Annotated in this window: 9 protein-coding genes; 8 read left to right on the forward strand and 1 reads right to left on the reverse strand. The window is 47.4% G+C overall.

Annotation, left to right across the window (positions count from 1 at the left end; all coding sequences use genetic code 11):
• Positions 1-8: 8 nt before the first annotated feature.
• The 7 genes from E4T81_RS10760 (at position 9) to E4T81_RS10790 (ending at position 11862) form a co-directional block, all read left to right on the forward strand.
• Entirely contained in the window at positions 9-1961 is a 1953-nt protein-coding gene (locus tag E4T81_RS10760; RefSeq protein ID WP_135044397.1) for a KUP/HAK/KT family potassium transporter, read from the forward strand.
• 90 nt (positions 1962-2051) lie between these two features.
• A complete protein-coding gene (locus tag E4T81_RS10765) occupies positions 2052-5012 on the forward strand; it encodes a PEP/pyruvate-binding domain-containing protein (RefSeq protein ID WP_135044399.1) in 2961 nt (986 codons plus the stop codon).
• Positions 5013-5046: 34 nt separating this feature from the next.
• On the forward strand, positions 5047-6450 hold the full coding sequence (locus E4T81_RS10770) for a hypothetical protein (protein ID WP_135044401.1): 1404 nt from the start codon (positions 5047-5049) through the stop codon (positions 6448-6450).
• Between the two features lie 25 nt (positions 6451-6475).
• Positions 6476-8644 (forward strand): S9 family peptidase, encoded by a 2169-nt coding sequence (locus E4T81_RS10775; RefSeq protein WP_167761852.1) that lies wholly within the window; start codon positions 6476-6478, stop codon positions 8642-8644.
• 1 nt (position 8645) lies between these two features.
• A complete protein-coding gene (locus tag E4T81_RS10780) occupies positions 8646-9962 on the forward strand; it encodes a hypothetical protein (RefSeq protein ID WP_135044405.1) in 1317 nt (438 codons plus the stop codon).
• The gene (miaA, locus tag E4T81_RS10785; protein ID WP_135044407.1) at positions 9955-10863 is read left to right on the forward strand and encodes a tRNA (adenosine(37)-N6)-dimethylallyltransferase MiaA; all 909 of its coding nucleotides are present in this window, start codon (positions 9955-9957) and stop codon (positions 10861-10863) included. Before E4T81_RS10780 ends, miaA begins: the two co-directional genes overlap by 8 nt.
• A gap of 24 nt (positions 10864-10887) precedes the next feature.
• Entirely contained in the window at positions 10888-11862 is a 975-nt protein-coding gene (locus E4T81_RS10790; protein ID WP_135044409.1) for a hypothetical protein, read from the forward strand.
• Here the strand turns inward: E4T81_RS10790 and E4T81_RS10795 are convergent.
• Complete coding sequence (locus E4T81_RS10795) at positions 11852-12286, reverse strand: hypothetical protein (RefSeq protein WP_135044411.1); 435 nt, start codon at positions 12284-12286, stop codon at positions 11852-11854. The genes E4T81_RS10790 and E4T81_RS10795 overlap by 11 nt on opposite strands.
• A gap of 213 nt (positions 12287-12499) precedes the next feature.
• Between E4T81_RS10795 and E4T81_RS10800 the strand changes: the two genes are divergently transcribed.
• Complete coding sequence (locus E4T81_RS10800) at positions 12500-14152, forward strand: glycosyltransferase (protein ID WP_135044413.1); 1653 nt, start codon at positions 12500-12502, stop codon at positions 14150-14152.
• Positions 14153-14184 lie beyond the last annotated feature (32 nt).

A 14184-nucleotide genomic window follows, 5' to 3' on the forward strand; every position in this document is an offset into this window, starting at 1 on the left:
AATTTTTTATGTCACAAGAAAAAGTACTATCTACATCGGTCCATAAGGTGACCGCAATGGCTCTCCTTGTAACCATCGGCATTGTGTTTGGCGACATAGGCACATCCCCGTTGTATGTCATGAAAGCTATAACAGGCGTGAATCCGGAATACAATGCCGACTATATCATAGGTGCCGTTTCATGTATCATCTGGACACTCACGTTACAGACTACGCTTAAATATGTTGTCATAGCCTTGCACGCCGACAACAAGGGGGAGGGCGGTATTCTTGCCCTGTACTCGCTTGTGAAGCGGCTCCCCGGCAAATGGCTCTACATTCCGGCAGTAATAGGGGCGAGCACATTGATTGCCGACGGCGTCATAACTCCTGCCGTTACAGTTACGTCAGCGATAGAGGGTGTCAGGGCGCTTGATGCCTCGGCTCCTGTTGTGCCTGTTGTTGTCATTATAATAACTGCCGTGTTTTTCGTGCAGCAGCTCGGCACCAAAGCGATAGGCAGGTGGTTTGGCCCGTTCATGCTTATGTGGTTTCTGATGCTTGGCGTTATGGGTTCGCTGCATCTTGGAGCCTCCCCGGTGATATTCAAGGCTTTCAACCCCTATTATGCGGTAAAGGTTCTTATTGACTATCCTTTCTGGTTTCTGATACTTGGAGCTGTGTTTCTCTGTACTACAGGAGCCGAGGCTCTTTACTCCGACCTCGGCCACTGCGGGCGGCTCAACATCACCTATACATGGATTTTCGTAAAGATAATGCTGATACTGAATTATCTCGGTCAGGGCGCGTGGCTTATTGCCGAAGGCTCTGTAGCTCCGGGGATAAATCCGTTTTATGCGATTATGCCCTCGGGATTCCTTGTGGTAGGCATAATAATGTCGACAGGGGCGGCGATTATAGCAAGTCAGGCGTTGTTGAGCGGTTCGTTCACGATATTCAGCGAGGCTATGGGTCTTGATTTCTGGCCCAGGCTTAAAGTAAAATATCCGTCGGCATTGAAAGGGCAGCTTTACATACCTCTTGTCAACAGCTTCCTTTATGTAGGCTGCATAGTGACGGTGTTGCTATTCCGCACATCATCGGCAATGGAGGCGGCTTATGGTCTTGCAATCACGATCACGATGCTCATGACCACCCTCTTGCTCGGGTTTTATCTTCGTCATAAGGGCACGCCACAATGGCTGGTCATCCTGTTTATGGTGCTTTTTATCGCGATAGAAGGGGTGTTTCTCGTCTCCAACATGTTCAAATTCATGCATGGCGGCTGGTACACATTGCTTCTTGCCGGCATAATCTGTGCCGTGATGCTTTTCTGGCGTCGTGCCCGCAATATCCGTAACAGCTTTATCGAGTACAAGCCGTTTAAAAACAGTCTTGACATAATTCACGACATAAGCCGCGACAGCGAGATACCGAAGTATTCCTCCAATGTGGTGTATATAAGCAAGTCTGAATCACCTGACATGGTTGAGAGCAAACTGCTTTACTCCATAATAAACAAGCACCCCAAGCGTGCCGACCATTATTGGGTGATTCGCGTGCATTATGATGACGCTCCCGACACCCTCGAATATAAGTGCAACGTATTGATTCCTCACACCTTGATAAGCATCGACATAACCCTCGGATTCCGTATCCAGCCGCAGGTAAGCGTGTATCTGCGTCAGATAGTGGAAGACCTTGTGGCGGCAGGCGACATAGACCTTACAAGCCGCTATCCTTCTTTACATAACCACGGGATTGCAGGCGATTTCCGGTTTATCATAATCCACAGGGTGTTTTCGGCATCAAGCAATTGTCCAGCGTCAGTCCGTTTTATAATGGGCATATATGGTATTTTGCGTCATGTCGGCATCAGCGACGAGAAGGCTCTCGGTCTTGACACAAGCAGCGTTACAATCGAGAATGTCCCGCTCATAATCAATACAAATCATGCAAGACGCATAAAGCGTATTTCATAATACTCAGTCCTAAAATCATTAAGTGAGACAGATATGGTTTGCGGTAACGGAAAAAATGATGTAAATTTGTGTAGACTATTTCAACTTGCCATGAACGAGGAGAGTTTAAGCCAATTATATCTGAAAGATACCGCATTCCAGAATCTGATGCAGCGTCGTATCTTTAATGTCTTGCTGGTGGCGTCGCCTTACGACGCTTTCATGATGGAAGAAGACGGCAGGGTCGAGGAGCAGCTATATTTTGAATATGTCGCTCTCAACCTTAGCTCGCCGCCGCGTGTCACCCGCGTGTCACGTCCGGAGGAGGCGCTTGATGAGCTTGAGGTGAAGCGCTTTGACCTTATCATAATGATGCCGGGAGTCGATCTCAGCGAGACCTTTACGGGAGCGAAAAATATCAAGGAGCTATATCCGGATATCCCGATTGTGGTGTTGACTCCGTTTTCCAAAGAGGTGTCGCGGCGTCTTGCCAAGGAGGACCTGACCGCAGTCGACTATGTGTTCAGCTGGCTTGGCAATGTCGACTTGCTGCTTGCCATCATCAAGCTACTTGAAGACAAGATGAACGCTGACAATGATATAAATGAAGTAGGGGTGCAGATGATACTTCTTGTGGAGGACTCTGTGAGGTTCTATTCATCCGTGCTTCCGATCATATATAAATTCTTGCTGAAGCAGTCGCTTATTTTCTCGACTGAGGCATTGAACGAGCATGAGCAGATGTTGCGTATGCGCGGTCGACCTAAAGTGATGCTTGCCCGCGACTATGAGGAGGCTGTCGAGCTGTATAACCGTTACGGGAAGAATGTGCTTGGGGTCATCTCTGACGTGTCGTTCAAGCATGAAGGCGTCAAGGATGCTCAAGCAGGATTAAAGCTTGCGGCTTACTTGCGGGAAAAAGACCCTTATCTGCCTATTATCATGGAGTCATCGGAAGAAGATAATGCTCCAAAAGTCAAGGCTTTCGGCGGCGTGTTTATCGACAAGAATTCCAAAAAATTTCCTGTCGACCTCGGTAATGCCATTCGCAAGGATTTCGGTTTCGGTGACTTTGTGATCCGTGACCCCGAGACCGGGGAAGAACTCCTGCGCATTCATGACCTGAAGGACTTGCAAAGGCATATATTTGACATCCCTGCCAAGTCTCTGTTCTATCACGCTTCCTATAATGACATCTCGCGCTGGCTCTACTCGCGCGCGCTTTTCCCGATAGCCGAGGTTATAAAGAGTCACCGGTTTACCAATATTGAAGAGGCTCCGGCGGTAAGACAGCTGTTTTTTGACCTTATTGTGAAATACCGCAAGATGAAAAATCGCGGTGTGGTCGCCATATTCCGTAAGGACAGGTTTGACCACTATTCCAACTTTGCCCGTATCGGTCAGGGTTCACTCGGAGGCAAGGGCAGAGGTCTTGCGTTTATTGACTCTATCATAAAGAAAAATCCTATATGTGACAACTTTGACGGGGTGACGGTGACAATACCGCGTACGGTGGTGATATGTACCGACATCTTTGACGAGTTCATGGAGACCAACAACCTTTATCCTGTGGCTTTGTCAGACCAGAGCGACGAGGTAATCCTGAAGTATTTCCTCCAGGCGCGTCTTCCCGAACGCCTTGTCGAGGACTTTTTCGCTCTTTTTGAAGTCGTTGACAAGCCCCTTGCCATCCGCAGCTCAAGCTTGCTCGAAGATTCCCATTACCAGCCGTTTGCAGGTATATACTCGACATATATGATACCTCATGTTGAGGACCGCTACGAGATGCTTGCCATGCTGAGTGATGCAATCAAGAGTGTTTATGCATCGGTCTTTTATGCCGACAGCAAGGCATACATGACAGCGACGAGCAATGTCATTGACCAGGAAAAGATGGCTGTAATCATTCAGGAGGTTGTCGGCAAGCAAGTAGGCGATTATTACTTCCCGTCGTTTTCGGGAGTAGGCCGCTCGTTGAATTACTATCCTATCAATGATGAGGTGCCTGAGGACGGCGTGGTTGAGACTGCAATCGGTCTCGGCAAGTATATTGTCGACGGCGGACTGAGCCTGCGCTTCTCGCCGCGTCACGCTGACAAGGTGTTGCAGACATCAACGCTGGATCTTGCACTGCGAGATACGCAGACACGCTTGTATGCCCTTGACATGAAACGTGGGGTCGAAGAGGATTTCAAGGTCGATGACGGTTTCAATATCGCCCGTCCGCGCATTCAGGATGTTGCGGCTACCGGTGCGTTGCGTTACCTTGTGTCGACCTATGATTTCCGTGACCAGATTATCCGTGACTGTGATGAGGGAGAGGGCAGGCGAGTGGTCACATTTGCAAATGTCCTTCAGCACGGTGTATTCCCGTTGGCACAGATTACCGACTTCATGCTCACAAAAGGGCAGGAAGAGATGGGGCGTCCGGTCGAGATAGAGTTTGCCGGAGTGCTTGATATTAATGACAAAGGCAAAGGCTCTGTGTACTGGCTTCAGATACGTCCTATCGTGGAGCGCAAGGACATGGTGGACGAGAGTGTGCTGTCGCTTCCCGATGAACGGGTGATACTGCGCAGCAACACTGCGCTGGGTCATGGAAACATCGAAAATGTAAGCGCGATAATGTATGTGAGACCCGAGAACTTCTCTTCATCAAATAATTCATTAATTGCGAGGGAAATTGAGAAAATAAATCGTAACTTTACGGAACGTAACGAAGGTTATGTGCTAATCGGTCCCGGACGATGGGGCTCAAGTGACACCGCTCTTGGTATTCCGGTCAAATGGCCGCATATATCATCGGCGAGGCTTATTGTGGAGTCGTCACTGAGCAACTATCGTATCGAGCCGAGTCAGGGCACACACTTCTTTCAAAACCTGACATCTTTCGGAGTAGGGTACTTTACGATAAATCCGGCGTCAAATGACGGTGTCTATGATGTTGGTTATCTTGACTCTCTGCCTGCCGAATATGAAAGCGATTTTTTAAGAATCGTGAGATTTGCCGCCCCGTTGACTATCGGGATAAATGGCAGGAAGGGTATGGGAGTCGTTGTGAAGCCTGAATGAAAGAAATTTTTTGTAATGGAATAATAGACTTGATATGTCATTTTTTAACTCAGTATTAAGGGCTTTCGGCTTCGGTCATGAAGAAGAAGACTACGAAGATGACGCGCCGTCGGCACTTGTGACTCCTTATAGGCGCCAACAGGATTCCACACCGTCGGCTCCGGTGGAGGAGAATAAGGAGGAAACGGACGGACCGCAGATGAATGTCGGCGACCAAGCGTTTCCGCTGGATTTTTTTGACGCCATACTTGAGGTGTTCAATAACGCTCAGCCTGATTTTATAAAGCAGTGTATCGACCGTGACGCGCAGCGTCGCTATCTTTATGATACCCTTGGCAAGTCGTTCAAGGAATATCTTGACCGGTGTCATGATGACATGGAGTCGTCATTTCTTGCTAAGTCAAGAAGCGAGGCTAAAAAATATCATGACGAGATTTCGGGCCTTCAGGAGCGCTGTAAAAGTATTCAGGAAAAAGAGGATGAGTTTAAGCAGCGTCAGCTGAGTGCCGACAGGCAGAAACGCGCCCTTTCCGATAAGGTGCAGGAGCTTGACCGACAGATAATGTCGTTGGAAGCGGAGAAGGAGCAGTTTATTCTTGAGAACAGAAGCCTCGTTAACAAGCTGAAAATAGCCGGAGTCCTGGAAACCGACGCTGCATCGGGCGCCGGAGTCTCAATAGAGGAGTTCGGGGCGATGCGTCTGCGTCTTGATGAGTCGGTGGCTGAAAATGAGCGATTGACCGCCGAGGTGGAGCGCCTGAATTCCGAAGTGCTTGAAAATGCCGAGTTGTACAAGACGAAAATGGCTATGGCTGACAAGATGCTGAGTGACATACGCAATAGCAACGCGGAGTCACGTAAGGAGCTTGATGATGCAATAGCTTCTAAAAATGAACTTCAGGTAAAATATGACGATTCGGTGTCAAAGGTGATGGCTCTCTCGTCGGAACTTGAGGAGACCAACTCTTTGCTTGAGGAAATAAAGCAAGAGATGATTGACAAGATGGCTCAGGTTGAAGACGTGCTTTCCCGCCGCGATGAAAAAATCAGGACTTTAAAGGAGCAGAGAGATGACAGTGCCGTGAAAGTCATGTCGCTTGAAAAGGAGATTGCCAATCTGAAGGAGTCGCTTGAATTGAGCGCCCGAAATAGTGCGGCTATCGAGTCGGAGCTAAGAAAAGTGCAGGAGAAGGCTGACGATTCTGTAACAAAGGAGGTTGTCGAGGCAAAACCACGTCGGAAGAGAGCCGGCAAGAAGACAATGCCTAAAATCTCGGCAATCGACGAAACGCTTGACAGCACTGAATGGCTTATAGCTACTCCGCCTGAGGGAATGGTGGCTAAAACGACAGGAACCGGGTCGGATGCTGATTTTGGCTATCAGGAACCTCCACGTAAACAGACACCTGATAATGCAGCGCAGATGTCGCTGTTCTAAACAAAGAAATATAAGATATTTAGCTATGAAACTGAAATATATTTTGATTATTGCGGCAATGTTTCCTCCGGTGATGTCTCACGCGGTGGAGGCAAAGGATCTGTCACGATATGTATATCCCGACAATGCTATTTCCACTCCCGGAGTCATGACATATATGAGCGACGGCAAGACTTACCTTCAGCTTGCTGACGATGGCACACGCCTTGTCAAGTATGATATAAAGTCGGGGGAAGAGGTGGCGACTGTGATTGATGTCGCCTCTACGCGTGAGAGTCAGGTAAAATCAATCGATGGATATATCATGAGTCCTGATGAGTCACATATATTGATATATCAGTCTAAGACACCCGTGTATCGCCGTTCATTCAAGGCGAAATATTATGTATATGAAATTCGCCATAATGTGCTTTCTCCACTGAGTGTGGAGCATCCCGTGCAGCAGTCGCCTGTATGGTCGCCCGACGGCAGGATGATTGCGTTCATGGCTGACAATGACATCTATATCAAAAAACTTGATTATAACACTGAAGTGGCTGTCACCAAGGATGGTGAGGTGAACAAGGTGATAAATGGAGTGCCCGACTGGGTATATGAGGAGGAGTTTGACACAACATGTTCGATGGCGTGGTCGCCCGACAATCTTACATTATGCTATCTGAAGTATAATGAGACCGATGTGCCTCTTTATTCTTTCCCTTTATATCAAGGCACGTGTGAACCCAAAGACGAGTATGAGCTTTATCCGGGCAGCTACAGCTATAAATACCCTGTTGCCGGCGAGCCTAATTCAGTAGTCACCCTTCACAGCTATGACGTTGACAATCGCAAGACAAAGGATATTGTTTTTAATGATTCCCGTATTGAGTATATCCCCCGCATAGCCTATGCCGGCTCGGCAGAGCGACTTGTCGTCACAACCCTTAACCGTGGGCAGAATCGTGTTGAAATTTACACAGTCAATCCTAAGTCGACTGTAAGCAAGTCACTGTATGTTGATGAAAACAATTCAGGCTGGATTGACCCTATGACATGGGAGTGCCTGAGCCTGTATGACGACTTTTTTGTCGTTATGTCGGAAAAGTCGGGCTACAATCACCTGTATCAATACAGCTATTCCGGAGCGCAGATGCGCCAGATTACTTCGGGCGATTTTGATGTTACCGATTACTATGGCTACGACCCTGCCGGCATGTGTCACTATTATCAGTCCACTCAGTCAGGTCCTATTGACAGGGTTGTCACGCGTGTCGATGCCAAAGGTAAGGTGACAGTCATAGGTAATGAAAAAGGCACTACGTCATTGATATGTGCGCCTGACCTGTCTTACTATACGATGGTATATAATAATGTGACGACGCCTTCTGTGTTTACCCTCTGCGCTTCTTCCGGTAAGCAGATTAGGGTGCTTGAGGATAATAAGGAATATCTGTCACGTTACGGAAATCTGCCTGTAAAAGAGTTTTTCACCATTAATTCCGACGGTTATACTCTTAACGGCTCTGTATTGAAACCTGCCGATTTCAACCCGGCGCGCAAGTATCCGGTCATAATGTCGCAATATAGCGGCCCCGGTTCGCAGGAGGTGCTCAACCGCTGGCGCATGGATTGGGACTATTATTTTGTGACGCAGGGTTATATAGTTATGACAGTCGACGGTCGCGGCACCGGCGGCAGAGGAAAGGAATTCAAGGATATTGTATATCGTAATCTTGGACATTACGAGACAATTGACCAGATTGCGGCTGCCAAATATGCCCGTTCGTTGCCTTATGTATCCAAGGTCGGTATTTTTGGCTGGAGTTACGGCGGATATGAATCGTTGCTTGCAGCGTCGCAATATGGTTATGACGCGGCTGTGGCTGTGGCTCCTGTCACTGACTGGCGTTATTACGACACAGTATATGCCGAGCGTTATATGCTTACTCCCCGTGAGAATGAGGCCGGCTATCAGGAAAGCGCTCCGATATCGTATGTTGACCGTATAATGACACCGTTGCTTATAATGCACGGCACGGCCGATGATAACGTGCATCTGATGAACACCATGCAGTATGTGTCGGCTCTTCAGTCACAGGGAAAGGTGTGTGACATGCTTTTGTTCCCTAATATGAATCATTCTATATACGGATGTGGCGCGCGCTCACTTGTATATCTGAATATGCTTAATTTCTTTAACCGTAATCTTAGATGAAATGAATAAATTGCGAAACCGTCTGACATTACGAAGTATCGACAGCCTGTGGATAAACTGGGCATTGTCTGTCGGGGCACTTGCTATGACAGTGTTACTCGGTATATTTGTCACAAAACTGTGGCTTCCTGCTTTTGCTCTTGGCTTTGCTTTTTTATTGCTTAGGCGCATTGCCGTTATGCGGGATTCCGACCCTCAGATATGTAACATATTGCCTTATGTCATAGTGCGCATCCTTTTTGTTACTGCGGCAATAATGGTGGCTATTAATCTGTATTACATGAAGTTTATCGACCCGCAGGAGTATTTGCTGGGGCGAGCCAATAAAAACATACCGTATATAACGATTCTTGTAGTGGCTCCGGTGACGGCGATGATTTCTTTATGGGGCTACACGATGCGTCGCCGTTTATTCTTCTGCCATAGATGTGCAGTAGAGCAGGGTACGCCGCAGGAACGCGGATTTATAGGGAAAGTGTTTGATGTGGAGACCCACTATCAGCTGCGTGTGCTTATATTCATGTCGATTATTGTGACGGCATATACATGGATTTATTATCTGACCACATATAATAATGTGAACATGAATCCGTCGGATAAATATTATTATATAGGTATACCAGTTACTCTGTATCTGCTCTCGCTTGGTTATCTTGCAGTTCGCTATTTCCGCATATACATGTTTTACCGGGAGAATGTGGTCGGTGACGCTTCTTCTTCCGAGCTTACCACAATATTACGCTATATATTGATATGTGATGACTATGTGTTCTTAAAGCCGTCGGACGATGACCGTGATAAGCGTGTCGATACGCCGGCGATGATGCATATCCCGTTTCGTGAGAGGATTACGCCATATGACGCGGCGGTCAATTTTTCGCTTGTGTCAGGAATTAAAGGAAATGTCAACATAAAGTTTCTGTATGAAAATTCCAATAACCGTGCCGACAGCAATATCTTTCATTATATATGTGTGCTTCCGTCGCGCAGCGAGGTGGAAAATTCACGTTTGACAGGCGAGTGGTTTACCCAGCATCAGCTTGAGCGGATGCATGCCGACGGCAAGCTGTCGGGGCTTCTGATGAGTGAGGTGCATAGGGTGTACACTGTGATGATGGCAAAAAAGACTTATGACCGTTTCGGCAACAGGCTCTATGATATAAAGCATTATAAGCCTACATTCAGGTTGCGTGAGCTTGAGGTCATGGAAGATGATTTCAATGATCCGGGATGGCTGCTGGTCGCAAAGGATAATGAGGATCGTCCTCTTTTCAAGTTCCGCAGGTTCTGGCGGAAACACGTGAGAGGCTATGAATAGCAGGCTGCTTGTCATAACCGGACCCACCGCTTCCGGTAAAACATCGCGTGCGGTGGATGTCGCCACAGCCTTTGGCGGTGAAATCATAAGTGCCGATTCCCGTCAGGTTTATCGTGGCATGGATATCGGCACCGGTAAGGACCTTGCCGAATATGGTGATGTCCCGTATCATCTTATCGACATCTGTCCTGCCGGTTATAAATATAATCTGTACGAGTATCTGCGTGATTTTGCCTCGGCTTATGAATCGGTTTTGAGCAGAGGGCGACTCCCGGTATTATGTGGCGGTACCGGACTGTATGTCGAGTCGGTAATAAGCGGGCTGAGATTGCCGGAAGTGCCTGAAAACAGGGCTTTGCGCGAGTCTTTGGCAGGCAAGTCGCTTGAAGAGCTTACTTCGATACTTGCCTCGATGAAGTCGCTTCATAATGTCACCGATGTGGACAGCTGCAAGCGCGCCATCAGGGCTATAGAGATACAGCGTTATTACCTTGATAATCCTGAAAAGGCAGTGACGACAGTCCCCAGGCCTATGGAAAATGTGACCCTTGTCGGTGTAGATATTGACCGGGAAAGCCGACGCAAGCGCATAACCGACCGCCTGAAGGCGCGTCTTGACGAGGGTATGGTAGATGAGGTGAGGTCGTTGCTCGATTCCGGTGTTGCGGCTGAAGATTTGATTTATTACGGTCTTGAGTATAAATATGTCACCTCCTATCTTATCGGTGACATGACTTACGACGGGATGGTGTCGGCTCTTGAAATCGCCATACATCAGTTTGCCAAGCGTCAGATGACCTGGTTTCGCGGCATGCAGCGCCGCGGATATAAAGTAAACTGGATTCCGTGGGATGTGAGCAGGGAGGAATTTGTCGGGCGAGTCGGTAAGCTTTTGCAGTGATATTGTTTAATTAAGTCAGATAAGATGAAAATTGCTCTCTTCTCTATTTTCTTTGTCAGCGCATGTTTCCTTAATGCGCAGCAGCGTCATTATTATCTTGGTGAAGACTTGCCCGCTGACTCTGTTTTTGTCATTGACACAGCCTCTGCCGCCGTCGCTTTGGAAGCCCGTTGTGCCATGCCTAATGCAAAGGAAGGACGGGGCGAAGGACGCTCATGGTGGGGAGTGGCATGGGATTACAGATCGCCTGATGACTATGATTATATAATCATGCGTCCGTTCAATTCTGATTTTGGCTCTCTTGACGACCGGCGTCTTATGGCTGTTGAATATGGCACAATGGCTCAGGAAAAGCGCACGGTGAGGGCTGTGGAGACTGTCGCCTCGGGTGTAAATATGACAAAAGGCTTCAATACGTTGCTGCTGGAGTGGGATAGGGGCACGTTGAACGTGTATGCCGGCTCGAAAGGGCTGGATATGGTCATGACTGTTAAGACACCGTTGCCTTCATCAGGTAGATGCAAGCTTATATCTGACAGCCGGATTGATGTCAGTTCGGTAGTCGTCGAGGGTAGTGAGGATATGACGCGTAGTCTTCTCGCCGGCTACGATATGGCAGATGTCATGCAGCGTCTTGCTGTGTCAACCGATCCTGTTGAGGGTGTGTGGAGTTATCTCGACAGAGAGACCGATGACTCAAGGGCGCGCCTTGGCGGTAACTATTCCGTAATAATATTGGCGGCGGATGGCGGGTATGAGATTCTGTATCTTGACGGGGCGAGAGTAAACGGAACGATGTGGCAGCCGTTGATGATTAAGGGCGTGCTGAAGGCGACTCCGTTTGAGCGTCATTATAATCTTGTGTGGTATGACAGCATGATGACACGTATGGATGAAGAAAATCATGCCACTCTTTCTGAAGAGGGTGTTTTTTCGTTAGAATTTCCGCTATACCGCAGTCGTATACGTCTTTTCCGCCAGTCCGGGGCTATTCGTTGACATCGCCTGTCTGGCTTATTTCACCTGTCTCCTTTATATACAAGATTTTGTAGTCAAGCATGTCAAGAGTAACTTCTCTCGGATTGTTGGTCGCTGCGTACACCTCGTCGGTCAGTTCAAGCTCCATGAGATACTGTACAAGTTTCGGTTCCAGGGCATCCTGCACGAAAATCTCCGGTAACACCACTCCGTTGCCGTTGACTTCAAGCCATGTGTAAGTGGAGTCAAATTTCAGGGTAGCCCCGTTTTTGATTTTTACGTAATATATGCCGTCATGTTCGTTATATTCGCTGATTCCCGACATAGGATAATATGTTGAGATAAAGGTCGAGATGGGTTCGGGAAGGTCGTCCCACAGGCTGCTGCTGCAGGCAATCAGCAAAAACAGCCCGATAATACAGGTTAACTCTTTCTTGTACAGCATGACATTAAATTTAGATATTATACGACTTTATAACAATAATGTAGACTGTTAAGTTCTTGTGAAATCGCGTTAAAAACTGTGACTAAGATTGGGCGGTTTAGCCATAAATGATGCAATATCCGATAATTGATTATCTATAAAATTGAAATAATGACTTTTAATTGAAAAAAAAATGCTATCTTTGCGCCCGTAAAATAAAAAATATTTACAATTATGGATAAAGCGCCTGTAAATGTAGATTTGCTTTTCGAGACAAGTTGGGAAGTATGTAACAAAATAGGTGGTATATACACAGTTTTATCGACAAAAGCTAAGACGCTCCAGAAGTTATACAAAGATAAAGTCATTTTTATCGGGCCCGATGTTTGGTCCGACGATAATACTTCGCCTTATTTTATTCCGTCAAACACACTCCTGAAAGGATGGAAGGCAAAAGCCAATCTTCCGGAGGGTGTTTCTGTCCGTGTCGGTCGCTGGGATATACCCGGTCGTCCGATTGTCGTGCTTGTAAAGTTTGACGGCATGTATGCTGTAAAAGATGAGTTTTATGGCAGAATGTGGGATTTATATAAGGTTGACTCTCTTCATGCCTATGGCGATTATGACGAAGGCTGTGCTTTCGCTCATGCCGCCGGTGTTGTTATTGAGAGTATTTGTGATTACCACGGAGTGCGCGGTAAAAATATAGTGGCTCATTTTGATGAGTGGACCACCGGTATGGGACTTCTTTACGTAAAGGACCGTTTGCCGAGTGTGGCTACTATTTTCACTACACATGCTACTTGCATCGGCAGAAGCATATGTGGCAACGGAAAGCCGCTATATGACTATCTTCGCGGTTATAACGGCGATCAGATGGCGAGAGAGCTCAATATGGAGTCTAAACATTCGCTTGAAAAGACTGCGGCTCATAACGCCGACTGCTTCACTACGGTGAGTGATATAACGGCTATGGAATGTGAGCAGCTTCTTGAACGTCGTCCGTTAGTCACGCCTAATGGCTTTGAACAGAATTTCGTGCCCGCAAAGGGTAAATTTATAGAAGCGAGGGAAGAGGCTCGTGGAGTGCTTCTTAATGCCGCTTCATCTCTCCTTGGATATAAGCTGCCCGATGATACGTTTATCGTAGCGACCTCGGGAAGATGTGAATACCGGAATAAAGGTATCGACCTTTATCTTGATTCAATCGAGCGTCTGCGCGAAATGAAATTGGACCGCACCGTGCTCGCTTATGTCATGGTGCCTGCTTGGGTGAAGGAGCCGCGTGCCGACCTTAAAAAGGCTCTAGGCGCGAAGCGTAAGTCAGCGCTTCAGAACCCTGTATTGACCCATTATCTGAATAATCCTGATGAAGACCCGATAAATTGCCGTATTCATGAAATCGGTTTTACTAACTGCAAGGCTGATAAGGTGAAGGTGATTTATGTGCCCTGCTATCTTAACGGCAGTGACGGCATCTTCAACAAGACATATTATGATTTGCTTATAGGAATGGACGCCACGGTGTTCCCCTCCTATTATGAACCGTGGGGCTATACTCCCCTTGAGAGCATTGCCTTCGGTGTGCCCACGATTACGACAACTCTTTCCGGTTTCGGACAATGGATGCTTGCCACTGAGGATAATACCTTCAGCGAGTCGGGTGTCAATGTGATTGCACGCGGTGACTTCAATTACAACGAAGTCGCTGACCGCATTGCAAAGTCACTTGAGTATCTTGTCGATGTCGATCCTGCCGGTATGGCGCTGATACGTTCCCGCGCCATGCACATGGCATCGCTTGCCGCATGGAGCTATTTTATTGAATACTATGTGGAGGCATTTGCGATAGCTCTTAATGCCGCCGATGCACGTATTAAGCAATAATGAATTAAGAAAGACTAATTATTTTTATTTTA

Source organism: Barnesiella sp. WM24 (genome assembly GCF_004570975.1).
Classification (GTDB): Bacteria; Bacteroidota; Bacteroidia; order Bacteroidales; family Muribaculaceae; genus Muribaculum.

Coding starts and splice junctions, on each gene's coding strand:
- E4T81_RS10760 (WP_135044397.1), top strand. CDS start 9: ATGTCACAAGAAAAAGTACTATCTACATCGGTCCATAAGGTGACCGCA.
- miaA (WP_135044407.1), top strand. CDS start 9,955: ATGAATAGCAGGCTGCTTGTCATAACCGGACCCACCGCTTCCGGTAAA.
- E4T81_RS10795 (WP_135044411.1), bottom strand. CDS start 12,286: ATGCTGTACAAGAAAGAGTTAACCTGTATTATCGGGCTGTTTTTGCTG.
- E4T81_RS10765 (WP_135044399.1), top strand. CDS start 2,052: ATGAACGAGGAGAGTTTAAGCCAATTATATCTGAAAGATACCGCATTC.
- E4T81_RS10775 (WP_167761852.1), top strand. CDS start 6,476: ATGAAACTGAAATATATTTTGATTATTGCGGCAATGTTTCCTCCGGTG.
- E4T81_RS10770 (WP_135044401.1), top strand. CDS start 5,047: ATGTCATTTTTTAACTCAGTATTAAGGGCTTTCGGCTTCGGTCATGAA.
- E4T81_RS10780 (WP_135044405.1), top strand. CDS start 8,646: ATGAATAAATTGCGAAACCGTCTGACATTACGAAGTATCGACAGCCTG.
- E4T81_RS10790 (WP_135044409.1), top strand. CDS start 10,888: ATGAAAATTGCTCTCTTCTCTATTTTCTTTGTCAGCGCATGTTTCCTT.
- E4T81_RS10800 (WP_135044413.1), top strand. CDS start 12,500: ATGGATAAAGCGCCTGTAAATGTAGATTTGCTTTTCGAGACAAGTTGG.